The organism is Paraburkholderia terricola (assembly GCF_900142195.1).
GTDB classification, from domain to species: domain Bacteria; phylum Pseudomonadota; class Gammaproteobacteria; order Burkholderiales; family Burkholderiaceae; genus Paraburkholderia; species Paraburkholderia terricola.
The window spans coordinates 310,319-334,132 of sequence record NZ_FRAB01000001.1; the positions used below are offsets into that span (position 1 = coordinate 310,319).

Consider the following 23,814-nt stretch of genomic DNA (forward strand, 5'->3'; position numbering starts at 1 on the left):
GCGCATGGTTCCCTGGCTCGGACCTGACGATCCGTTCCCGCCCGTCGAGCGCGCGCTCGGCGCGTCGAGCGGCGCACCGGGCCTGCTTGCCGCGAGCGGCGACCTGCTGCCGTCGCGCCTCATCGACGCCTACCGGCGCGGCATCTTCCCTTGGTACTCCGACGGTCAACCCGTGTTGTGGTGGAGCCCCGATCCCCGCATGGTGCTCGTCCCCGCCGAATTCAAGGTATCGCCGTCGCTGCGCAAGACGCTCAAGCGGGTGTTGCGCGACGACGCCTGGGAGATTCGCGTCGACCATGATTTCGCCGCCGTCATGCGCGCGTGCGCGCAGGCGCCGCGACGCGGACAGCGCGGCACCTGGATCACCGCGGACGTGGTCGAGGCGTATTCGTCGCTGCATCGGATCGGTGATGCGCACAGCATCGAAACGTGGTTCGAGGGCAAGCGCGTGGGTGGTTTGTACGGCGTGTCGTTCGGCAAGATGTTCTTCGGCGAATCGATGTTCGCGGACGTCACCGATGCGTCGAAAATGGCGCTGGCCGCGCTTGTCGGGCACTTGCGCCGTCACGAAATAGAAATGATAGACTGCCAGCAGAACACGTCGCATCTGGCGTCGCTCGGCGGTCGCGAGATAGCGCGCAAGGCGTTCATCGCGCATGTTCGCGCGGCTGTTGAGGCACCGCCGATTCCATGGCGTTTCGACAAGACCGCGCTGCTCGATGTGCTCGCGCGAGCGGCGTAGGAAGATCAGGCCGAATCCGGATTCGCCGCCCATCGAGCCGCGGGTCACGAGCCGCGGGTCGTCAACCGCAAGGCGCCGGGTTTGCATCACAGAGACGCTTCGAGAGCTGCCAACGTGACTCATCCCAACGAGCTGCCTCTTTCCCCGCTTTCGGCGCTGCAATTTTATGCAACGGCGCCTTATCCCTGCAGTTATCTGGATGGGCGCATCGCGCGCTCGCAAGTCGCCACGCCCAGTCACCTGATCAACTCCGACGTCTACACCGACCTCGTCAAGGCGGGCTTCCGGCGCTCGGGCGTGTTCACCTACCGCCCCTATTGCGACGGTTGCCGCGCATGCGTGCCGGTGCGCGTGCCGGTCGACCGGTTCGAGCCGAACCGCACGCAACGGCGGGTCTGGAAAAAGCATGGCGAGATGGTCGCCACCGTCGCGCCGCTCCATTACGACGAAGAGCATTACGCGCTCTATATGCGCTATCAGTCGGCGCGGCATGCGGGCGGCGGCATGGATCGCGACAGCCGCGATCAATACGAGCAGTTCCTGCTGCAAAGCCGGATCAACTCGCGGCTGGTCGAATTCCGCGAGCCGCTGCCGAATCAACCGGACGCGCCCGGCATCCTGCGCATGATCAGCATGATCGACATTCTCGGCGACGGACTCTCGTCCGTGTACACGTTCTTCGAGCCGGGACTGCCGCACACCAGCTTCGGCACCTACAACATCTACTGGCAGATCGAGCAGGCGCGCAGCCTGAAGCTGCCCTACGTGTACCTCGGCTACTGGATTCGCGAGAGTCCGAAGATGGCGTACAAAGCGAATTTCCGGCCGCTCGAAGGCTTGATCGACGGCGCGTGGCGAGTGCTCGACCCGAACGGCGTCGATCTGCCGCCGGTCGATCTGGCGATTCACGGCAGGCGCGGCGGACCGCTCAGGCCTTGACCGTCTGGTGGCACGCCGGGCTCGCGAATACGTTCGCAAGCCGCCCGGCCCCTGCGCCATGCGAGCGACGGCTACCGCACTACTTTCGCCACCCACCGGCCAGGCAATGAAACGGCGCGCGCCCGCTTTCCAACGCGTCTCCCTGAAACCCCAAAGCCGGTAAAATAGCGGGTTCCCATTTTCCGGCCGCCCGGCTTCGTCCCGTGTTCAGTTCCCTCTACCCGCTCGTACGCGCCCAACTCTTTCGCATGGACGCGGAAGACGCACATCACCTCACCTTGCGTATGCTCGGCGCGGCCGGCCGCGCCGGCCTCGCCGGCGTCCTCGCGCCGCACGTGCCGGATGCGCCGCGCACCGTGATGGGCCTGACGTTCCGCAATCCGGTCGGGCTCGCCGCGGGGCTCGACAAGGACGGCGCGTGCATCGACGGCCTGGCCGCGCTCGGCTTCGGCTTCATCGAGGTCGGCACGGTGACGCCGCGCGCGCAGCCGGGCAATCCGCGTCCGCGCATGTTTCGTCTGCCGCAGGCGAACGCCGTGATCAACCGGATGGGTTTCAACAACGCGGGCGTCGACCAGTTCGTGAAGAACGTGCAGGCCGCGCGCTATCGCGGCATTCTCGGGCTGAACATCGGCAAGAACGCCGACACGCCGATCGAGCGCGCCGCCGACGACTATCTGTACTGCCTCGAACGCGTGTACCCGTTCGCGAGCTACGTGACGGTCAACATCTCGTCGCCGAACACGAAGAACCTGCGCCAGTTGCAAGGCGCGGGCGAACTCGACGCGCTGCTCGCGGCGCTCAAGGACAAGCAGCAGCGTCTCGCCGACATGCACGGCAAGCTCGTGCCGCTCGCGCTGAAGATCGCGCCGGACCTCGACGACGAACAGGTGAAGTCGATCGCCGACACGCTCTTGCGCCACCGCTTCGAAGGCGTGATCGCGACCAACACCACGCTCTCGCGCACGGCGGTCGCCGGCATGCAATACGGCGACGAGGCCGGCGGCCTGTCGGGCAAGCCGGTGTTCGACGCGTCGAATGAAGTGATCCGCAAGCTGCGCGCCGAACTCGGCGAGACCGTGCCGATCATCGGCGTCGGCGGAATTTTCTCGGGCGACGACGCGCGCGCGAAGATCGCGGCGGGAGCCTCGCTGGTGCAGCTCTATACCGGCTTCATCTATCGCGGGCCGGCGCTGGTGGGCGAATGCGTGCGTGCGCTGCGTCAGTAATATAGGCATGAACAAACGGTATTTTGGTTTCGATAGTCTGCTTTGTTAAGCTTTCGTCTGCTAAAACGCCAGGCGAACAAAAAAGGAACACGATGAAATTTGGCTTGCTGAAAAAGGTTGTCGTCGCCGGTCTGATCGGCGCGTCGTTCACCGCCGTTACTTCCGTCACCGCGCACGCGGAGGATCTGTTCGATCAGGTCAAGCAACGCGGCACGCTGCGCGTCGGTCTCGAGGGCACCTTCCCGCCGTTCAATTCAAAGGCGCCGTCGGGCGAACTGGTCGGCTACGACGTCGACATCGCCAGGGCGGTGGCGGCGAAACTCGGCGTGAAACCGGAATTCGTCACGACCGAATGGAGCGGCATCATCGCCGGTCTGCAGGCGGGCAAGTTCGACGTGATCGTCAACCAGGTCGGCATTACCGACCCGCGCAAGCAGGCGCTCGACTTTTCGCCGGCCTACACGTACTCGGCCGCGCAACTGATCCAGCGCAAGGACGACTCGCGCCAGTTCAAATCGCTCGACGAACTGAAGGGCAAGAAGCTCGGCGTCGGTCTGGGCACCAACTACATGGACATGGCGAAGTCGGTGCCGGGCATCGACGTGAAGACGTATCCGGGCGCGCCCGAATACCTGCGTGATCTGGCCGCCGGCCGGCTGGACGCGGCGCTCAACGACCGCCTGATGCTCGCGTATCTGCTGAAGAACTCGCAACTGCCGCTGCGCACGGGCGCAACCGTCGGCGCGGGCAACCCGTCGGGCATTCCGTTCAAAAAGGGCAATCCGAAGTTCGCCAAGGCGATCGACGAAGCAATGATCCAGCTCGAAGCGGACGGCACGTTCTCGAAGATCTCGGACAAGTGGTTCGGCATCGACGTCAGCAAGCCGATCAAGTAACGGGCGCGAGGTAAACCGAAGGGCGGCATCGGCGATGGTGCCGCCCTTCGCTTTTGTGTCGCGCGGTTTTGCTTGCGGTCCACGTTGCGCGTCAACGGCGCTTCGCTCTCCGCCCCGCCCTCCGCCCCGCCCCCCGCTCAAGTTTATGATGTGCGCTTTGCGCGCCAACCCGACTTCCGCTCATGTCCATCACTTCCCTGCTGGTCCAATCGCTTCCCGTGCTCGCGCAGGGCGCTGTCCTGACGGTCAAGTTCGCGGTTCTGTCGATGTTCTTCGGCCTGCTTGCCGGCGCCGTGCTCGCCTTGATGGGCGTGAGCCACAACCGCGTGCTCAACTGGCTCGCGCGCCTCTACGTGAGCGTGATGCGCGGCACGCCGCTGCTCGTGCAGATCTTCGTGATCTATTACGGCTTGCCGAGTTTCGGCATTTCACTCGACCCCACGCCGGCCGGCGTGATCGCATTGTCGGCGAACGTGGCGGCGTATCTGTCGGAGAGCATGCGCGGCGCGATCCTCGGCATTCACAACGGCCAGTGGCTCGCCGCCTACAGCCTCGGACTCTCGCGCCGTCAGACGCTGCGCTATGTGGTCGCGCCGCAAGCCTTGCGCATTGCCGTGCCGAGTTTGTCGAACAGCTTGATCAGCCTGATCAAGGACACCTCGCTGGTATCGGTGATTACCGTGACCGAACTGCTGCGCAGCGCGCAGGAAATCATTGCGTCGACCTATCAGCCGCTGCCGCTGTATCTCGCGGCCGCCGCGATTTATTGGGTGTTGTGCCAGCTGCTCGAATGGGTGCAGCGCTGGTACGAGCGGCGCCTCGCGCTGCCCTCGCGCCACTGAGCAACGCTGGCGTCGGCTAGCGGCTCACTCATGCTTCGCTAACGGCTCGCCATGGGCGACACCGGGTCCAGCGGCGCGCCGAAGCGCTCGAAGCGCGGCGCGTAGTAGCGATCCGGGTCGAGCGAGAACGCCACGCGGCGCGTGCGGCCCATCAACTCCTTGCGCGGAAAGAAACCGAAGTAACGCGAATCGGCGCTGTTGTCGCGATTGTCGCCGAGCATCAGATATTCGCCCGGCGGCACGATCACCGGCCCGAACGAGTCACGCGGACTCGGCGCATTCGGCGCGAGCCGCACGGTATGCGCGACGCCCTCGAAGCGTTCGGTCAGATAGTCGCCGGGCGAAGCGGTGTCGCCAGGCAGCGGCTTTAGTTTCAGCGGCTGATAATCGGCGCGCACGCCGTTCACATACAGCACGTTGTCGCGCATCGCGACGCTGTCGCCGGGCAAGCCGATCAGCCGCTTGACGATCAAGTCATGCGCCACCGACGAATCGATCGTGACGATATCGCCGCGCTGCGGCTCGTGCAGATGCGCGATCGCGATATGCGTGAGCGGCACGCGCAGATCGTAGGCCATCTTGTCGACGAAGATCCGGTCGCCTTCGCGGATCGTCGGCAGCATCGAGCCGCTCGGCACGCTATTCCAGTCGGCCACGGCGCTGCGAAACAGCACCATCAGGAAGAGAAACGCGACAGGACTCTTGTTGTCGCGCCAAAGTTTTCCGAGCATGCGCATCGTGGACGGCTCCCATGGAAGAGGTTCGAAAGCTGCGGACATGCGGACGATTCTTGCGCCTTGCATGCGCGCGCAAATCGTACCACCGCTAACCTTCACTTGCCCTTCACTTGCCCTTAACGCGCCCCTCACTCTCCCGCGAACCTGAGCCCCAGCGCGGCGCGCGCGGCATCGGCCATGGCGATCATCCGCAGCGAGGTGGCATGCGGCATCACCGGACTCTCCAGTTGCCCGGCACGAATCAGCTCGCAGAAATGCGCGGTCTCATAGTTCAGGCCGCCGCCTTCGAACGGCTCGTCGAGTTCGACCACATGAGCGTCGGCGTAACGGATCGTCGCGCGCGACGGATTCCACCAGGGCTCGTGAATCGTCACATGCCCGCCTTTCGCCATCAACAGCGCATCGCCCTTGCCGTGCAGATCGAGGCCGCAGAACAGTTGCGCGATGCCGCGCTCATGCCGGCTGTTCAGGCTCGCGAACGTATCGACGCCGGTCGGGCCGAGCCGTCCGAGCGTCTGCACCTCATGAGGCACGCCGAGCCAGTCGACGGCGAGAAACATTTCGTAGACGCCGATGTCGAGCAGCGCGCCGCCCGCATGCTCGAACGACAGCGACGGATGATCGTCCGGCACGCCCGGCACCGAACAGCCGGCGCGCACGAGCCCCACCTCGCCGATCGGTTCGGCGGCGAGCTGCGCGCGCAGCTTTTGGTAGAGCGGATAGAACGGCGGCTTCATGGCTTCCATGAAGAGCCGTTGCGCGGCGCGCGCGGCATCGAGCACGCGCTCGAGTTGCGGCTGATTGATGGCGGCGGGTTTCTCGCACAGCACATGCAGGCCCGCTTCGAGCGCGGCGACCGCGTAGTCGGCGTGGCTGTCCTGGATGGTGGCGATATAGAGCGCGTCGATACCGCTCGCGAGCAGCGCGTCGAAACTCGCGCACGCCTCGCCGCCGAATTCCGCGGCGAAGGCCGCGGCCGGTTCGGCGCGGCGCGACCACAGCGCGGTGAGCGACGCCTGCGGCACATGAGCGAGGCTTTGAGCAAAACGGCGGGCAATGCGGCCCGTGCCGACGATTCCCCAGCGAATCACGTCGTTCGCGAGGGTTTCCTGCGGTGGGTTTGTCATCGTTCCTTCGAATCCGTGCAGTTCAGAACAGGCGCTATTGTCGCGCACGTCGCCCACGTCGCGCACTTTCGCGCGCGCCCATGAGCGCACCGTCCGTCATGCAAGGTCTCTTAGGAAAGAAGCCGGCGTGCCGCGGCGTTCAGCCACGCACCGGCGGTGGTTCGGAAAGCGTGCTGCCCATCTCTTCCGCGGTGTGGTCGATCATGGCGAGCGACGCGGCTTCCGCTGCTTTGGGATCGCGCCGTTCGATCGCCTCGACCACGCGTTGACGCGCACTCACCGCGCCTTCCCATGCGCCTTCCTTCTGGTTGACGATCGGATTGACCGTCGACAGCGCGCCGCGAATGATCGCGGCCATCTGCTTGAAGAACTGATTGCCGCTCGCGATCACGATGCGGGTGTGGAACAGCTCGTCGGCTTCCTGATAGCCGGGCTCGTTCGGGCGGATCGCGCGGAACGCCTCGAACGCCTCGCGCAGCGCCGCGATGTCCGCCGCGCTGCCGCGCGCGGCCGCCTGCGCCGACGCACGCGGTTCGATCAGGCTGCGAAACTCGATCACGTCGCGCACGAACAGCGGATCGGGCTTCGCGCGAAAACGCCAGCTCACGACGTCCTCGTCGATCATGCGCCAGTCGCTCATCGGCCGGATGCGCGTGCCGATCTTCGGCCGCACGTCCAGCATGTCGCGCGCGAGCAGCATCGACAGCGCCTCGCGCATGACGGTGCGGCTGACGTCGAACTCTTTCGACAGCACATCCTGCGGCGGCAGAATGGCGCCGTATTTCTCCTCGACGATCCCTGTGACGAGTCCATCCATCACCTTGCTGACCAACGATCGATCCTTGTTTGCCTGATCCATGACGACTCTCCCCGAAGCGGTGTTGATCCCCGCGTAGCCTGTTGATAAAACGGCCCTTATGTTTCTTCTATATCGACATCGTTATGCTCTTTCGATACGTTGCTAGCTTCAAAACGGTTGCGCCAGTTGGGGGACTTCCTGACAGGGTTATCCCTCTGAAGAATTGTTTCTTCTGTGTAACGCCGGACCTTTTGACGGACCTTAAGCTTGCGTATCAAGCGTGCCTGCTTCGAACTACTTGCATCGTGCGAAGACGCACGCAATCGGATGAATTGTCTGACCCATGAGCGAATGGCGGCTAGGGGCAGGCCGAAAAAGACTTACGGATCGGACAGCGCGCGGCGCTGAGTTCTGTCGATCCCCATGATTCAGATCGTGTGGTGGAAGGTGTGATCGGCCTTCGCCCCATCACAACAGTTCGACGGTGTCGATGTCCGCCGCGCCGCCGCGCTCGCGCGGCCGCGTGCCGAAGCGCAGCGGGTTGCCGCGCAACTGGCGCGTCAGAACGATGAACGGCACGCCATGCGCGAGGTACGGCCCCTCGGTCTTGCGAAAGCCGAATTGCTCATAGAAGTCGCGCAAGCCGAGCGGCGCCTTCACGCGCGCGGCGTGGCCGGGCCAACGCTCGGCGATCGTCTGCAGCACGCGCTCCATCAGCCGTTCGGCGGTGCCGTCGCCACGCCGCAGCGGGCTCGTCAGTACTTTGTCGATGGTGATGTCCGGATCTTCGGCGTCGCCTGGTTGCAGGCGTGCATAGGCGAGGATCGGCATGGATCGCGTCATGTCGTCCGCCGCGAACACATGCAACGCGTGTTCGTCACGAGCGTCGGCGTCGAGACAAACGTGCGCCTGTTCGACGACGAACACCGCGCTACGCGCCCGCAGGATGAGATACAACTCGCGTGCCGAAAGCTGCTCGAATTCCAGCGTTTTCCAGTTCATCACGTTCCCTTGCGGTCAATGAGTTCAGCGACACGGGCCTTCGCGCGTCGGTCCGTTGTCATGGCTACACGGTACGTCCGCCATAGGCGTGTTTCCGTGCGGCATCGCACCGACGTTCGGCTTCGACACTTCGTCTAATACAAGGCATCGTGCGCGGCCTCGCGACAGCCTCGGCACCGGACTCCACGCACAGCAAAACGCGGCGACGAGGCGCGCCTTGTCCGAGCGATGCGCAGTAATGGCGTCAGCCGCCTCGATAAGCACCCATGCACGCCCAGGCGTCAGAAACGATCCGATGTGTTCGTTAGACGCCTGCCCGATTCGAGGCCGTTGAAAACGACACGGGCCACCCGCCATGAATAACGCATCGCGACGCATCCTTTTCGAACCGGCCGGTTTATCCTCGCTCGCGACGGCGCCCGCTCAACGCGGCACGCCCGCGCCTGAAACCCGGCCGCGCCAGCACGCGCCGCACGCATTGCATCAAGGCGAGCGCGTATGGCAGGAGACCCATTGCTACGTCGATTTGTGGATCGAACTGCTGCACGGCTTCGGACTCGAGCCGCGCGCGGCGTTCGGCTTCACCGTCACGCAGGATTTCGAAGGCGACCAGTTCACGTTCATCAAATTTCCGCTCGATGATCTCGACCGGCTCTACGGCACCCAGGTACAGGAGCTGGCCATCTACGATTCGCTCGAGGCGCGCGTGCTCGCGCAAACCTCGCGCGGCCATACGGTGCTCGTGGACGTGGACGGCTACTACCTGCCGAACACGCGCGCCACGTCGTACCGGCGCGAGCATTCGAAAACCATCGTGGGCATCGATTTCGTCGACCCCGCCGCGCGCCGCCTCGGCTATTTTCACAACACCGGCTATCACCGGCTGGACGGCGACGACTACGACGGCGTGTTCCGCAAGCTGCCGCAATTCGCGCAGCAGCCCGATCTGCTGCTTCCTTATGTGGAGTTCGCCAAGCAGGCGCGCCCCGCACTGGAAGGCACCGCGCTCGCGGACGCGTCGGCGAAATCGTTGTGCGCCCATCTGCGCCGCCGGCCGCTCGCCAATCCGATTTCGCAATGGCGTGCCGCGTTTCCCGCGCATCTCGAGACGTTGCTCGAACGCGGCGAGGCGTTCTTCCATCCGTACTCGTTCAATCTGACGCGACAACTCGGCGCGAACTTCGAGTTTCTCTCGAAGTATCTGCTGTGGCTGACCGCACAGGGCTTCGACATTCCGGCATCGATTCCGGCGGCGGCGCAGAGCATCGCGTCGGAGTCGATGGCGATGCAGTTCCGGCTCCTGCGCGCGATCGCACGCGCACGCCGCGACCTGTGCGAGGACTGCTTCGACGAACTAGAAAGCGCGTATGAAAAGACGCTGCCGCCGCTCGCCGCGCTGGTGTTGTGACGCGCCGTCTCGCGCTCGGGGCTTGAGCGATGCCACAGGGCCGACTTGGAAGCGCGCGGCACGGCCTCGCGCGAGCGCGGCAACCCATCCAGGCCATTCGGGCCGTCGATGGCCTCAACGCCCTCGATATTCGTCTGCTCGACAGGCGCGCGCAAACGTTTCACGCGCGGTTCGAACCCGTCTGTCTACGCGACGGCGGCGTGGAGTGTCCGGCGCCGAATCGCTCCTGCGTCGTGCCGTTTGTTTCCTCCATTTCCTCTCGTTCCCGAACGATTCATTGCGCACGCAACCGACCGCGCGTTTAACGCGGACGCAACATGCGCGGCGCCCCCGGCGAAGTGCGCGCGGTCAATGCGTTATCCGCCACGCTTCAGGGTTAAATGTCCGACGCATCCGGGTATGCGGTCGCGACCTGCCTAATACCTGGCGCCACACGCAGCCCCCTGTCTGGACTGCGGAGTCACTGTTGGTTTTTTCACGACTTCCGAGCCGTCAAAAAGACGATCCGTACGACAGCGCACGCAGTGTACTGAACACATCTGAATCAATTCCGGCACATCCCGGACGCGCCTTCACCACGCCCATCCAGAGGCCATTGCCGCCGCGAGACGGCTCGCTTGAAGCCGCGCCCGAGCGCATCTAAGCCAGTCCGATCAAGGACTTGGCTCGAAGAACCCCGCCCCGCGAGGCGTCGGCGCGCGAGGTCGGCGCTGTACAGAATTGAAACAAAAAGACACGTTTGGCTTCGCGCATCGCTAAGGCTATGTTCGTTGTGCCGCACCAGCACTCACTTTTCCGATCATTGGCACGCTCCTCGCTAAGAACAAAGCGCAACACAGCATGCCGCGAACGACAACAACTGCGGCTGCGTATCAGGCCAAGACGGGGCCGATCCTGTTCATCCTCTTCGTTGCTCGCGGGGCAGCGCTGTTTTAAAGGATGCAGGCGTCGGATCAAAAAACAAGGAAGCCGCGGCACGCGGCTTCCACGCGAGGACCGATCATGTTGACACTCCAATCAGATCTGCACGGCAACCATTTGCTCGGTGCATTACCGTCGCACGAATGGCAAGCGCTGGCTCCGCATCTCGAACTGGTTCATCTGCGTACGGAGCAACTGCTGTGCGACTCCGGTCAACGCATTCATCACGTCTACTTCCCCACCACCGCGATCATCTCCATGCTCTCGACGATGGAAGACGGCAGCTCGGTGGAAATCGCCGCAGTCGGCCGCGAGGGCATGACCGGCGTACCGGTGCTCACGGGCGGCGAAACCATGCCGAACCGCGTGCAGGTGCAATGCGCCGGCTTCGCGTATCGCATGAACGCGCAGGCGCTCAAGCAGCAATTTGCCCGCTCCGATTTTCTGCGCCGCCTGATGCTGCTGTACATGCACGCGCTGCTCACGCAAGTCGCGCAGACCGCGGCCTGCAATCGCCACCATGCGCTGAACAAACAGTTGTGCCGCTGGCTGCTGATCGAAGTGGACCGGGTGGCGTCGAACGATCTGACGGTCACGCAGCAACTGATCGCCGACATGCTCGGCGTACGCCGCGAGGGCATCACCGAAGCGGCCGGCAAGTTGCACGACGAAGGGCTGATCCATCACAGCCGCGGCCATATCAAGGTGCTCGACCGCAAGGGACTCGAAGCGCGCGCATGCGAATGCTATGGCCTCGTCAAGCGCGAATTCGACCGCCTTTTGCCGCGCTTGCGCCAGGCCGAGGCCGTCGAGTAAGCGTTGAATCATTCGACTCCCGCGCTGGGTCGACCAGGTTCAGGAATACCGCGCGATGCCTCGACGCGCGCTTCGTGGTCGCGCGAGGCGGGTTCGCTCCCACGATGCGCATTGCGAGGCCCGCCACCCTGTGCGGCGGCTTTGCCGGCCACAACGCATTCCGACCATGCCACTACGCGAACCGCTGGTGAAAGTCTCCGTGATCGTGCCGACGTACCGGCGCACCGCCGACCTCGCGCGCTGCCTCGCGGCGCTCGACGCGCAGGAGCGCCGCGCCGACGAGGTGATCGTGGTCGTGCGTCACGACGATTACGCGACGCTCGACTGGCTGCGCACGCGTGACGCGACGCGCCCCGACCCGCGCCGCTGGATCGTGCTGGTGCGCAACCCGGGCGTGGTCGCCGCGTACAACCTCGGCATCGAGAGCGCGAGCAGCGACGTGCTCTGCTTCACCGACGATGACGCCGCACCGCATCCCGACTGGGTCGCGCGCATCGCACGCGCCTTCGAAAACGATCCGGCGCTGGGCGGCCTCGGCGGACGCGACATCGTGCATGAACGCAACGGCATTCCGCAGGGGCAGAAGCCCTGCGTGGGCCTCGTGCGCTGGTATGGCCGGACCATCGGCAATCACCATATCGGCCACGGCAAGGCGCGCAAGGTTCAGGTGCTCAAGGGCGTGAACATGGCGTTTCGCCGCGAGGCGATCGGCGCGCTGCGCTTCGACTCGCGCTTGCGCGGCACCGGCGCGCAGGCTCACTGCGAGATGGCCTTCAGTCTGGACGTGCAGCGGCGCGGCTGGACGCTGATCTACGACCCGTCGCTGCTGGTCGAGCATTTTCCCGCGCAGCGCAGCGATGAAGATCAGCACTTCACATTCAACGACGCGGCTTTCTATAACGCGTCATTCAATCTCCGGCTCATCATGTGCGAATACCTGACGCCGCACGGCAGATGGGCCTTCGTCGTTTACTCGACGCTGATCGGCGATCGCGCGGACCCGGGGTTCCTGCGCGCATTGTCGTTGGCATTCGAGCGCGGCGGAGTGGCGCTTGCGCTTCGCAAATGGCGAGTGGGCCTACGCGCAATGCGCGGGGCATGGCAGGAGGCGGCGCGCTGAGCGAACCGACGCGCGGCCTCATACGCGGCCTCACAAAAAGAGGCAAGGCCGCTGCGCGTATGTGGACGCCTATCCCACCGGCGACCGGTTCGATACGCCCATGCCGCGATAAAACGCGTCAACGCATCACGACGACATGCCGCGCAAAAAAGGGGCTGCGCCGTAACCAGGCGCCGCTCTCTTTTCCGTCGACACTGCGCGCGGCGCAAGGCTCGCGCGGCGCCGCTTTTACAGAAACGCGCTGACGTCGGTACGGAAACGCTGCGCCAACGCCTTCGCCACCTTTTTGCTGATGGCGCGCCGGCCTGCGAGAATGTCGCTCACCACGGTGGGCGACGCGATGCCGATCAGGTCCTTCTGCTTGAGGCCATGCGTTTCCAGCAGATGCCGCAACACCTCGCGCGGCTCCGCTTTCGGAATCGTCACGTTGTGCGCTTCCCAGCTTTCGATCAGGTCGGTGACGATCGCGAACAGATCGGCAAGCGGATCCTCTTCGTTGCCGTTCAGATGGTCGGCCAGCGAGTTGGCGAGCCGCACCATCTTCTGGTAGTCCTCTTCGTTGCGAATGGGCGTGATCGGCAACTGGGTTTGCAGCGCAGTCCAGGTTTGCGCGATGTCGGGAAAAGCTCCCGGGAGGCGATCGGCGTTCATGAGTTTAGATTCTTCCTCGTCCAAAGGTCGTATTCCGCATGCGTCAGTACATGACGAACGAATAACGACTGCCTGTTGTAGTGAATCGCCGCGACGATGCGGAACCGGTTGCCGCCTACGTTAAAAACCGTGTATTGCGGCGGCACGTAATCCACGCCGGCGAACGTCTGCTTCAGGTCGTTATAGCCATACGCGAGACAAGCCTGCGCCAGTGAGTACCACGTCAATAGCGCACCGCGCGCCCCCGGATGTCTGTTTATAAAGTCCAGCAACGCTTTCTTCGAAATGACCCGCATCGTATTTCCTCGCACGTATTCGCGCACTGAACATGCGCGATCTGCCTGCAAGGCTAAACGCAGCGGAGGGGTGCCGATAGCTAGCCGGATGGCATAGCCAAGGCACCCGGATACGACCTACAGCGGTATGACGAAAACCATTTTATTCGCAAACTGCGAAGTTCGCAACCCGCGAATAAAGAGACGAACTCCCTCTTCTTCTTTTGATGCCAAACCACGCGAGACCGCAGTCGAGCGCGTCAACGTCCCCAACTGCTTTCCCGCGCCGGCTCGCCTGGCCAGGCAATATCCCCGATGGCCACCGGTTCGATGCGCTCCACGAGGTCGATCCGCCGACGCCGGCCGCGCGCCGCGATCGTGCGCGTGACTTCCGCCATGAAGGCGCGGCGAAACACCGCCGGCGAAAAGCGCTCGGCATTCGCGCGGCAGGCCGCCGGTGTGATCTGTTCGCGCAGCCGTTCGAAGCGCCCGATTGCATCGAGCATCGACACGACCGTTTGGCGCGCGAAATAGACGCCCGTGGGATGCGCGTCGCCCACCGGCACTACCGTTTCGAGCGCCCCGCCCTTGCCGAATGCGATGACCGGCGTGCCGCATGCCTGCGCTTGCAGCGCGAGGAGGTCGAAGTCTTCCTCGGCGGCCAGCACGAAGGCTCGCGCGCGTTGCAGATAATCCTTGAGAACGTCGAACGGCTGATGGCCGAGGATCGTCACGTTCGGAGCGGCCCTGGCACGAATCGCCGCCATCTCCGGGCCCTCGCCGATCACGATCAACGAACGGTGCGGCGTCGCGTTGAAGGCCTCGACGATCAGTTCGATGCGTTGATACGGCACGTTCCGCGAGGCGGCCAGATAGAAGTCTTCCTTGTGCGTGCACAGTTCGAATTCGCCTGCGTCGACGGGCGGCGGAATCACGGCCGCATCGCGCCGGTAAGTTTTCATCATGCACCGCGCGACGAAATGCGAGTTCGCGATCAGACGGTCGACGCTGTTCGCCGAATTCGCGTCCCAGCCGCGCAGATAATGAAGCAGCATGCGCGCGACCCAGGACTTCGGTCCGCGCGTCAGATTGGCCTCGCGCAGATACTGATGTTGCAGATCCCACGCGTAGCGCATCGGCGAATGCACGTAGCTCACGTGCGTCTGATGCGGGCGAACCCGCACACCCTTGGCGACCGCATGGGAACTCGTGATGATGAGATCGTAGCCGGACAAATCGAACTGTTCGACCGCGAGCGGCATCAACGGTAAATACGCGCGATAACGGCGCCGCGCAAACGGCAGGCGTTGGATGAAGGAGGTCGTGACAGCTTTGCCGCCGAGCGGCCGGCGGTCTTCGAGGAAATCGACGAGAGTGAAAAGATCCGCGTCGGGAAAGCACTCGATGATCTGTTCGAGGACCTTCTCCGCGCCGCCTGGTGCGACCAGCCAGTCGTGCACGATCGCCACTCTCATGACATCCCACCTTTAGATAAGCGCCCCATGGCCATTGCAACGAGTGTATGGGGCACACCGTTTGCTGTGCGTGCGCGTGCCCACATTCAACGCACGACAGCACGCGAATAATGAAGACCCGCGCTTAGCCTCTTGCGAACCTGCATCCCACTCCTCGCGTTCCTATGCGGCCGATGATCGATGCCTCGTCATTTGCCCGCTCGTCGCTGATGGTTCGGCGGGCGCTGATTGATCCAACGCGGCCTTTCCTTCGCCGATCTCCAGCGCAACAGCGCCGACGCGCGCATGCGCTGCCGTGTCTGAGCCGTTCAGGCGAATGATCGTCGAAGGAATGGCGGCGGCACGCCCGGTGATCGCCGCCGCCAGAGGCGTGACCGGGATTGCGCGGCGGCGGAGCAATGGCTGGCTGGTGAAACCGGAGATGGGGTCGCGCTGGCCGACGCGATCGGCGCATTGCGCGCCGCGCAGGCGCTTGCGGACGCGCAAACGGAATTTTCGGTGGATCGGTGTTTGCAACGGATGATGCAAGCGATCGGACTGGCCGCGAGCTAATGCGAGTCGTTGCAACGGGGTGCGGGTAGAACTCTTGCGGGTAGAACTCTTAAAGCGGCTCTTGAAGCGGCTTCAAAAGCCGCTCGTTGAAGCGGGCCTGCCGAAACCGGCCCGCATGCGGCGACAAGAGACGAGCGCGTACGCTCAGGTCCTGCTGAACTCGATCGTCTCGACGCCGCTATCGGAGCCGAGCAGGCACAGATTCGCGCCACGGCCCGCGAAGAGCCCCACCGTCACCACGCCGGGCCATGCGTTCACATGCATTTCCAGCGTGCGCGGATCGCTGATGCGCAATCCCTTCACGTCGATGATCTCGTTGCCGTTGTCGGTAATGAACGGCACGCCCTCTTTCGTGACGCGCACGATCGGCACGCCGCCGAGCGCCGTGACGCGGCGGCCGATGGAGGTCCGCGCCATCGGCACCACTTCGATCGGCAGCGGAAAATTGCCGAGCGTCTCGACGAGCTTGCTTGCGTCCGCGATGCAGACGAACACGTCCGACACCGAGGCGACGATTTTCTCGCGCGTCAGCGCGCCGCCGCCGCCCTTGATCATCGCGCCGCTGTGGTCGATTTCGTCGGCGCCGTCCACGTAGACCGGCAGCGAGTCGATTTCGTTGAGATCGAGCACCTTGATGCCGTGCGATTGCAAGCGCGCGGTGGTGGCGAGCGAACTCGACACCGCGCCGCGATAGCGTGCCTTGCTGGCGGCCAGCGCGTCGATGAAACAGTTCGCGGTGGAGCCGGTGCCGACGCCGATCACCGCGCCTTCGGGCACGTTGGCGTTCACATAATCGGCGGCGGCCTGGCCGACCAGTTGCTTGAGTTCGTCTTGGGTCATGGGGAATGCTGGCGAGCAGTAAAAACGGCTAGTTTACCGGAGCGGCACATGAGCGCCGCCTGCAATCACTTCTTCACCGACCGCTGCCGCACCGCTTCGAACAGGCACACGCCGCTCGCGACGGAGACGTTCAGGCTTTCGACGGTGCCCGCCATCGGAATCTGCATCACCACATCGCAGGTATCGCGCGTGAGGCGGCGCATGCCCTCGCCTTCGGCGCCCATCACCAGAGCCACCGGACCGTCGAACTCGGTGTCGTAGAGACTCCTGGTGGCCTCGCCGGCCGTGCCGACGATCCACACGCCCGCGTCCTTCAATTCACGCAGCGCGCGCGCCAGGTTCGTGACGGTGATGTACGGCACGGTGTCGGCCGCTCCGCTCGCCACCTTGGCGGCCGTTGCGTTCAAACCCACCGCGCGGTCGCGCGGCGCGATCACCGCGTGCGCGCCGGCCGCGTCGGCGACCCGCAGGCACGCGCCGAGATTGTGCGGATCGGTCACGCCGTCCAGCACCAGCAGCAACGGCGAACCGTTGATGCCGTCGAGCAGTTCGGCCAGGTTCTGCGCGAGCGGCATGTCGCTCGCGCGCGCGACCACGCCCTGGTGGCGCTCGGTATGCGAGAGCCCCCACAGACGCGTTTCGTCGGCGGCGATCAGACGCACGCCGGCTTCTTTCGCCGCGTGCAGGAATTCGGTCATGCGACGGTCCTTGCGCGTCGCGTCGAAATAGACATCCTCGACTGTCGACGCATCGTGCCGGATGCGCGCGGTCACTGCGTGAAAACCGTATAGAACCTTGAGACGTGCCATGACTGATACAACCTTTGATTGAACGCGCCTTCAATACGCGCTGCTGTGATGAATACGAGTTGCGTGCCGCGCTTGCTGCCCGGCCACGATGAAATGCAGACCGCGCGCAACCGGTGCGTCTTGACGCACCCGATGCGCGCGGTGTCAGCCGTGATGCGGCTTCAGCGCTTCTTGCGCGTCTGCGGTTTCGATGCCGGCTTGGCCGTGGCGCCGTGCTTCTTCGCCGCGCCGCGCGCGGCGCGCGCTTCCTGCACCGCCGCGGACTGCGCGGGCGCCGCCTTCTTGCGCCGCCCGACCGGCGCCGGCACGGCGCCTTCGATCGGCGGCAGCACGCGCACGCGTGCGCCGCCGTTTTCACCGGACGACTTGTCGGCGAGCGGCGTACGATTCACCGGCGGCTTGATCGGCGTATCGCGCACGAGACGGAAATCGATCTTGCGCGCGTCGAGATCGACGCGGCTCACCTGCACGCGCACGCGATCCGACAGGCGATAACGAATGCCGGTGCGCTCGCCGCGCAACTCGTTCTTGATCTCGTCGTACTGGAAGTAGTCGGAGCCGAGTTCGGTGACATGCACGAGGCCCTCGATAAAGAGCGAATCGAGCTGCACGAAGATGCCGAACGACGTCACGCCGTTCACCATGCCGCCGTACTCCTCGCCGAGCTTGTCGCGCATGAAATAGCACTTCAGCCACGCTTCGACGTCGCGCGAGGCTTCGTCGGCGCGGCGTTCGTTGGCCGAGCAATGCAGGCCGAGCTCTTCCCAGATCGCCACGTTGTTGCCGCGCACGCGGCCGCGCTTTTCGTCGTCGGCCTTTTGCATGGCGCGGGCACGCGGCGAGAGCGCCGTGTTCAATTCGATGCCTTGCGCCGGTTCGGGCTGGTACTTGCGGCCCTGCAGGATCGCGTAGATCGCGCGGTGCGTGAGCAGGTCGGGATAACGGCGAATCGGACTCGTGAAGTGCGCATACGCCTCATACGCGAGGCCGAAGTGACCGATGTTCTCCGGGCTGTAGACGGCCTGCTGCATCGAGCGCAGCAACATGGTTTGCAGCATGGGCGCGTCCGGCCGCTCGCGGATTTGCGCCATCAGCGCGGCGTAGTCGCTGGCGTGCGGCGTCTCGCCGCCGGCGAGCGTGAGGCCCATGCCGCGCAGGAAGGTGCGCAGGTTCTCGAGCTTCTCGGCGGTCGGGCCGGCGTGCACGCGGAACAGCCCCGGATGCTTGTTGCGCTTCAGGAAGTCGGCCGCGCAAACGTTCGCGGCCAGCATGCATTCCTCGATCAGCTTGTGCGCCTCGTTGCGGGTGCGCGGCACGATCTGCTCGATCTTGCCCTGCGCATTGCAGACGATGTAGGTCTCGGTCGTATCGAAGTCGATCGCGCCGCGTTTCTGGCGCGCCGCGAACAGCGACTTGTATACGCCGTAAAGATTCTGCAGTTGCGGCAGCAAGGCGGCCCGGCGCGCGGCCTCGGGACCCTTGGTGTTTTTCAGCACCGCGGCGACTTCGGTGTACGTGAGTCGCGCGGCCGAATGCATCACGCCGGGGTAGAACTGATACGCCTTCACTTCGCCGCGCGCGGTGACGATCATGTCGCACACCAGCACGCAACGGTCGACGTTCGGATTCAGCGAGCACAGGCCGTTGGAGAGCTTCTCCGGCAGCATCGGGATCACGCGGCGCGGGAAATACACCGAGGTGCTGCGTTCGATCGCGTCGGCGTCGAGCCCGCTTTTCGGGTGCACGTAGTGCGAGACGTCCGCGATCGCGACGATCAGGCGAAAGCCCTCGCCGCGGCCGACCTGAACCGGCTCGCAGTACACCGCGTCGTCGAAGTCGCGGGCGTCCTCGCCGTCGATCGTGACGAGCGGCACGTCGCGCAGATCGATGCGATGACGCGCGTCGACCGGACGGACTTCGTCGGGCAGCTTCGATGCTTCGTCGAGCGCGGCCTGGCTGAACTCGTGCGGCACGCCGTATTTGCGCACCGCGATTTCGATTTCCATGCCGGGGTCGTCGATATCGCCGAGCACTTCCGCCACGCGGCCGAGCGGCTGCGAATGGCGGCTCGGGAAATCGGTCAGCTCGACCACCACCACCTGGCCGACCTTGGCCTTCTTGGTGTTCTGCGTGATCAGAATGTCGTGGCCGATACGTTTGTCTTCGGGCGCGACGATCAGCGCGCCGTTCTCGTTCAGCAGACGGCCGATCACGCGCTTGTTTGCGCGGTCGGTCACCTCGACGATGTGCCCTTCCGGACGCCCGCGCCGGTCGTAGCCGACGATGCGCGCAAGCACGCGGTCGTTGTGCATGACCTTCTGCATTTCGCCGGTGGGCAGGAACAGATCGTCCTGGCCGTCGTCGCGAATCAGGAAGCCGTAACCGTCGCGATGGCCTTGCACGCGGCCCGCCACGAAGTTCGACGGATGGGTCAACTGATAGAGATTGCGCTGATCGAGCCGGATCTGGCCGTCGCGCTCCATCGCGCCTAAGCGCTTGAAAAATCCCTCGCGCTCCTGGCGCTTGATCGACAATGCTTCGGCGATCTCGTTCGCGGCAAGCGGCGCTTCGCTCGTGCGCAGGACGCCCAGGATTTCTTCGCGGCTTGGGATCGGATACGGAAATTTGCTCAAGGGCTTGTCGATGGTTTTTTCTCGTTGCATGGACGTCGGTCGGCGATATGGCTCGGCTTAAGAAGCGTTGAAATTGCGCTTAAGTTGCACTTGCAATTGCACTGGAAAGACTGCTCGGGTCCGGCTCGTTCAAGGCTGAGTCCGACGGGCGTGTGCACCGTGCCAACGAACTATGCGAGGCATTCTAACACCCGTCTCGCGCGCCTTGCGGCCCGTCAATAGTCGCTGCGGGGCGCATGCGGACGCACGGTCGCGTCGTTTAAGCGACTTTTGAGAAACACTTGACAGGGGTGAATCTGTCGCTATAATGGCGTTCTTTGCTGTTCATCACCTGCCCAGGTGGCGAAATTGGTAGACGCACTAGGTTCAGGTCCTAGCGGTGGCAACACTGTGGAGGTTCGAGTCCTCTCTTGGGCACCAATAGTTGTTCCGGCGCAAGCCGGAGAAGTCCGAGGAACCCCGTAAGATCAATGTCTTACGGGGTTTTTTGTTCTCTACAGTTCTCTTGCGTTCCACTGACATCGACCATTTTTGCGTATACTGTTGCGTATACCAGATTCGGGGGCAAACCCATGCCCAGACGCGTCGAACCGAAGTCAGAGTTAGTGTTCCGTGCCGCCAAACCGGGCGCCCGTTCCTACCTTCTCGCGGATGGAAACGGACTCGCCCTGAGGGTCCAGCCGAACGGCACCAAAACCTGGCTGTTCCGCTATCGACGACCGGGCACAGGCAAGGAGAACTTCCACAGCCTCGGCCCCTACCCGGATATCACGCTCGCTGATGCCCGACGGTCGGCCGCTATCGCACGCAATCTCGTACGCGAAGGCATCGATCCGGTTGCATATCGCCAGGCCGAGTTCATCGCCCGCAAACGCGTGGCCGAAGGCGCCTTCCATCTCGTGGCCCAGCGCTGGCTCGACTTCAAACGCAAGGAGTGGGCGGACGAAACCTATCGGAAGGCGGAGTTTGTCGTGCGCGAATACCTGACTCCCGCACTCCGCAACAAGCCCATTTCGACGCTTGCCACGCCAGAGGTCAAGCCCGTACTTGAAGCGATTGCAGCTCATGCGCCTAACCTCGCGACCAAAGCACGGCAGTACGTCGGTGGAATCGTGACCTACGCCGTCCAGAACGGGCTGCGCGAAGATGGCGCAGCCTTGATACTGCGTGGCGTTGTGCCTCGCCACAGGAAAGGTCACATACCAGCGATCACCAGGCCTGCGGACATCGCTCCGCTCGTTCTTGCTATCGATGCTTACAAGTCGCCCATCACCCGCGCCGCCCTCAAGCTCACCATGTTGACCGGCCTTCGCCCCGGCGTCGTTGCAGCGGTGCCGTGGACCGAGGTGAACCTCGAGACAGCTGAATGGCACGTTGCAGCCGAGCGAATGAAAATGCGGCACGATCACATCGTGCCATTGCCAAAGCAGGCCATCGCCGTCCTGAACGAATTGCAGTCACTCACCGGCAAGGGGCACTACGTCTTTCCCTCCCCTGCCCGCCAAAAGACTCCTCATTTGCATCGAGATGCATTGAGCAAAGCACTGCGAGAGATGGGCTTTCAAGGAAAGCACGCAACGCACGGTTTCCGGGGCATGCTTCGTACGGTCGGACGAGAACGGCTCGGTATGGATATCGATGTACTGGAAGCGCAACTGGCACACGCCAAACGTGGCGATGTGCAAAAGGCCTACGATAGAACAACGTTTGACGATGATCGTCGCAGGGTCATGCAGGAGTGGGCCGACTATATCGATCGGCTAAGCATGCCAACGACGGAAGCAGGATCGAGCAAGCGGACCTGAGCGGCATACCCACTCGATTGTCAATCCAACGGCTGGAGCCTCGTGTAGACGGCCTCTCCGTTTTTTGCCATTGCAACGATACCGCCAGCGATACCGAAAAATCTCGTCAGCACTTCTCGGCTTCCGGTGGAATGCAATAGAAGACAACGCCTCTTTTCTCACTCACCTGTGGGGGAAAGGATACGTCAAAGCATTGGACAAACGTGATGCCGTTGCGAGTACCGTCAGGCTACTTCCGACGCGGCCCGCTCAAAGCCAACAGATGCCGTGATATTCAAGGTCACGCACTTCCAACGTGCACCGTCATAGTGAGGAGAAGCATAGCGTATCGACACGTTCGCTGATTCGGCTGTCAACTGCCGCGCGTCAATCAAGATGAGAACTCTCATCCAGATCGTCGCGCCATAGTCAACCGCGGTTCGGACACGAGATCACGGGCGGCCGGCGGCGGCCCAATGCAGTCTACCGTAGCCGCCCCATAACTGCCCCTCGATCCTCTATCGCGGCTTCCACGGTAGTACGGCCGTTCGAGCAATCGTGTCGGTCTCGATGTCCGGCTTAGACTTGCCGCCGACACCGCCGTGCGCAACGCTGCCGCCGGTTCGGAGTGGTGGCGCATCTGCCCTGGCCCGCCACACAGGACGCCGACTATACTCGCGCAAAAGCAGTGGTGGGCCCGACGGCGGCCTTGATAGGATTGATCTTGCGCGATGACCGGGTCGAAGTTGGAGCCGTCAGCAAATGGAGGAAGTAGGTCCGCTCTACTGCCGTCCGATGTCGAACTGCCACGTAGGCCAAAACCTTATAATTCTCGTCTGTCTACGAATTAGCAATTCGCTACGAGAAATGATGAATCCGATGTTGCCGAGCAGGGAACAGTTTTTCCAAGATCCGGGAGGCTACAGCCGTTCGGGGTGGATGCGTTGGGCGATGATTGCGTCCATAAATGGCGCTGAGCTTGATCCTTCCAAACAGCCGACCAGTGAATACTTGAAGAATCCGCTGTTATGGCTGACACAGGCAGAAGCTATGTCGCAAGCCGCGCTCGTTTTAATTCGAACCGAGCCGTCCTTCGACAACTTACCAGCAGAAATGCGAGGCATTTGCGACAGTCAGTATTGTGCCGTTGCTCTCATGCTGGTTGGCTACAGTCTAGAGATATGCCTGAAGGCAATGATCATCGTTAAAGAAGGCGTTAAGGCGTATTCGGAAGCAGAGCGAAAGTATCTAAGCCATGACCTGAAGAAGCTCGCAACGTTCATTGTCGATCTCGACGTGAAGGATCTGGCAACTCTCGAACTGTTGACTCACTTCGTCGCGTGGGCCGGGCGATACCCTGATCCCGGAAGCCGGTATATTGACAAACACGACATCGTCTTCGAGCTCGCCGAACAGAATCAAATCTCGGGACATGACCTCTTTAAGCTTGCCGCAAAGGTGATGGGCCACGTACGGAATCTTACGGAGCCACAGGGTTGACCTTAAAGCGCAGTGAGCGTGTTCGTGCCCGACGAGGCAGCGGACCGCGCTATTCGGCAGGCTTGATTAGTTGGCATGCCAGTTTGGCGATCTCGCTTGCATCGAATTTGGATAGGTGATCAATAAGCGCAATCTTTTTCCCGATCCCATTTAAGGAGGTTCCCATAACTATGCCAACGCTATTTGCCGCATCTATCCAAAAACGATCATGGAATTCATCGGTAACAACGTCCTTGATCGAAATCTTTGGCGCAACGGCCTTCAGAACCGAATGCATAGGTGATCTCTTGCTCGCCTTACTACCGTTTGTGAAGAATGTCACAGAGCTAAGCTGCTCAGAGAGCGCAGACATCATTTTCCCAAAAAGGGCGACGCAATCAGGATCATCCGAATAAAAATAGGGGTCTATAATGAAAAGATCTTTTACGCCATTCAGCTTTTTTACAAATTCAAGAACGATGTCCGCGATTTCATCTACATGAATCCCACCATGCATTACCGCATCGCAAGTCAGCGAAAAATTGAACAACGAGGAAATCCCGTTCTCAACAATATATTCACGAAAGTAATTGCGAGCGTTGATCGCATCAAACCTCGTGACGAGAAAATTCGAGAACTCTGGATGTCTGTATACCTCTTTGAGAAAATCCACAACATCTAAACCTTCCTTGTAGCTTTTAACATAAACAATGCCGGAGTCCATAGTCCCTTCTTTAT

The 23,814-nt window shown here is 62.8% G+C and carries 22 protein-coding genes and 1 tRNA gene; 11 read left to right on the plus strand and 12 right to left on the minus strand.

The window, feature by feature from the left end; translation table 11 throughout:
• Positions 1–4 precede the first annotated feature (4 nt).
• The 5 genes from aat to BUE39_RS01440 all read left to right on the plus strand — a co-directional run bounded on the left by aat (position 5) and on the right by BUE39_RS01440 (position 4,648).
• A complete protein-coding gene (gene aat / locus BUE39_RS01420) occupies positions 5–742 on the plus strand; it encodes a leucyl/phenylalanyl-tRNA--protein transferase (RefSeq protein WP_073426861.1) in 738 nt (245 codons plus the stop codon).
• A gap of 114 nt (positions 743–856) precedes the next feature.
• Complete coding sequence (locus BUE39_RS01425; RefSeq protein ID WP_073426862.1) at positions 857–1,681, plus strand: arginyltransferase; 825 nt, start codon at positions 857–859, stop codon at positions 1,679–1,681.
• A 203-nt stretch (positions 1,682–1,884) separates the two neighbouring features.
• Positions 1,885–2,910 carry a quinone-dependent dihydroorotate dehydrogenase gene (locus BUE39_RS01430; protein WP_073426863.1) on the plus strand — a complete coding sequence of 342 codons (1,026 nt, stop codon included), beginning with the start codon at positions 1,885–1,887 and terminating at the stop codon, positions 2,908–2,910.
• Between the two features lie 92 nt (positions 2,911–3,002).
• Positions 3,003–3,806 (plus strand): cystine ABC transporter substrate-binding protein, encoded by an 804-nt coding sequence (locus BUE39_RS01435; RefSeq protein ID WP_073426864.1) that lies wholly within the window; start codon positions 3,003–3,005, stop codon positions 3,804–3,806.
• A gap of 182 nt (positions 3,807–3,988) precedes the next feature.
• Complete coding sequence (locus BUE39_RS01440; protein ID WP_073426865.1) at positions 3,989–4,648, plus strand: amino acid ABC transporter permease; 660 nt, start codon at positions 3,989–3,991, stop codon at positions 4,646–4,648.
• Between the two features lie 38 nt (positions 4,649–4,686).
• On the opposite strand, the gene lepB is transcribed toward BUE39_RS01440, so the two are convergent.
• The 4 genes from lepB to BUE39_RS01460 form a co-directional block, all read right to left on the minus strand.
• Entirely contained in the window at positions 4,687–5,385 is a 699-nt protein-coding gene (gene lepB / locus BUE39_RS01445) for a signal peptidase I (RefSeq protein WP_073426866.1), read from the minus strand.
• 128 nt (positions 5,386–5,513) lie between these two features.
• Positions 5,514–6,512, minus strand: coding sequence for a Gfo/Idh/MocA family protein (locus tag BUE39_RS01450; protein ID WP_073426948.1), 999 nt, complete (start codon positions 6,510–6,512; stop codon positions 5,514–5,516).
• 139 nt (positions 6,513–6,651) lie between these two features.
• Positions 6,652–7,371 (minus strand): FadR/GntR family transcriptional regulator, encoded by a 720-nt coding sequence (locus tag BUE39_RS01455; RefSeq protein ID WP_073426867.1) that lies wholly within the window; start codon positions 7,369–7,371, stop codon positions 6,652–6,654.
• A gap of 408 nt (positions 7,372–7,779) precedes the next feature.
• Positions 7,780–8,313, minus strand: coding sequence for a GNAT family N-acetyltransferase (locus BUE39_RS01460; protein ID WP_073426868.1), 534 nt, complete (start codon positions 8,311–8,313; stop codon positions 7,780–7,782).
• A gap of 355 nt (positions 8,314–8,668) precedes the next feature.
• Between BUE39_RS01460 and BUE39_RS01465 the strand changes: the two genes are divergently transcribed.
• From BUE39_RS01465 to BUE39_RS01475, 3 genes are all read left to right on the plus strand, one after another.
• Positions 8,669–9,721 carry a DUF1839 family protein gene (locus BUE39_RS01465; protein WP_073426869.1) on the plus strand — a complete coding sequence of 351 codons (1,053 nt, stop codon included), beginning with the start codon at positions 8,669–8,671 and terminating at the stop codon, positions 9,719–9,721.
• A 1,002-nt stretch (positions 9,722–10,723) separates the two neighbouring features.
• Positions 10,724–11,458, plus strand: a complete 735-nt coding sequence (locus BUE39_RS01470) for a Crp/Fnr family transcriptional regulator (protein WP_073426870.1) — start codon at positions 10,724–10,726, stop codon at positions 11,456–11,458.
• Between the two features lie 166 nt (positions 11,459–11,624).
• Complete coding sequence (locus tag BUE39_RS01475) at positions 11,625–12,578, plus strand: glycosyltransferase family 2 protein (RefSeq protein ID WP_073426871.1); 954 nt, start codon at positions 11,625–11,627, stop codon at positions 12,576–12,578.
• Between the two features lie 228 nt (positions 12,579–12,806).
• On the opposite strand, the gene BUE39_RS01480 is transcribed toward BUE39_RS01475, so the two are convergent.
• The 7 genes from BUE39_RS01480 to rnr all read right to left on the minus strand — a co-directional run bounded on the left by BUE39_RS01480 (position 12,807) and on the right by rnr (position 19,843).
• A complete protein-coding gene (locus BUE39_RS01480; protein ID WP_073426872.1) occupies positions 12,807–13,229 on the minus strand; it encodes a helix-turn-helix domain-containing protein in 423 nt (140 codons plus the stop codon).
• A complete protein-coding gene (locus tag BUE39_RS01485; protein WP_073426873.1) occupies positions 13,226–13,525 on the minus strand; it encodes a type II toxin-antitoxin system HigB family toxin in 300 nt (99 codons plus the stop codon). Before BUE39_RS01485 ends, BUE39_RS01480 begins: the two co-directional genes overlap by 4 nt.
• 239 nt (positions 13,526–13,764) lie before the next feature.
• Positions 13,765–14,979: a glycosyltransferase family 4 protein gene (locus tag BUE39_RS01490; RefSeq protein WP_073426874.1), complete on the minus strand. Its 1,215-nt coding sequence runs from the start codon at positions 14,977–14,979 to the stop codon at positions 13,765–13,767.
• A 162-nt stretch (positions 14,980–15,141) separates the two neighbouring features.
• On the minus strand, positions 15,142–15,546 hold the full coding sequence (locus BUE39_RS34780; RefSeq protein ID WP_159442541.1) for a hypothetical protein: 405 nt from the start codon (positions 15,544–15,546) through the stop codon (positions 15,142–15,144).
• Between the two features lie 129 nt (positions 15,547–15,675).
• Positions 15,676–16,371 carry a ribose-5-phosphate isomerase RpiA gene (gene rpiA / locus BUE39_RS01500; RefSeq protein WP_073426876.1) on the minus strand — a complete coding sequence of 232 codons (696 nt, stop codon included), beginning with the start codon at positions 16,369–16,371 and terminating at the stop codon, positions 15,676–15,678.
• A gap of 65 nt (positions 16,372–16,436) precedes the next feature.
• Positions 16,437–17,180, minus strand: a complete 744-nt coding sequence (gene rlmB / locus BUE39_RS01505; protein ID WP_073426877.1) for a 23S rRNA (guanosine(2251)-2'-O)-methyltransferase RlmB — start codon at positions 17,178–17,180, stop codon at positions 16,437–16,439.
• 161 nt (positions 17,181–17,341) lie between these two features.
• Positions 17,342–19,843, minus strand: a complete 2,502-nt coding sequence (gene rnr, locus BUE39_RS01510) for a ribonuclease R (RefSeq protein WP_073426878.1) — start codon at positions 19,841–19,843, stop codon at positions 17,342–17,344.
• A gap of 303 nt (positions 19,844–20,146) precedes the next feature.
• On the opposite strand from rnr, the gene BUE39_RS01515 reads away from it, so the two are divergent.
• The 3 genes from BUE39_RS01515 (at position 20,147) to BUE39_RS01525 (ending at position 23,097) form a co-directional block, all read left to right on the plus strand.
• Positions 20,147–20,233: transfer RNA gene (locus BUE39_RS01515), tRNA-Leu, on the plus strand.
• Positions 20,234–20,385: 152 nt separating this feature from the next.
• Entirely contained in the window at positions 20,386–21,618 is a 1,233-nt protein-coding gene (locus tag BUE39_RS01520; RefSeq protein WP_073426879.1) for a tyrosine-type recombinase/integrase, read from the plus strand.
• Between the two features lie 849 nt (positions 21,619–22,467).
• On the plus strand, positions 22,468–23,097 hold the full coding sequence (locus tag BUE39_RS01525; protein ID WP_235004787.1) for a hypothetical protein: 630 nt from the start codon (positions 22,468–22,470) through the stop codon (positions 23,095–23,097).
• 49 nt (positions 23,098–23,146) lie between these two features.
• On the opposite strand, the gene BUE39_RS01530 is transcribed toward BUE39_RS01525, so the two are convergent.
• Positions 23,147–23,800, minus strand: a complete 654-nt coding sequence (locus BUE39_RS01530; protein ID WP_073426881.1) for a hypothetical protein — start codon at positions 23,798–23,800, stop codon at positions 23,147–23,149.
• Between the last annotated feature and the right edge of the window lie 14 nt (positions 23,801–23,814).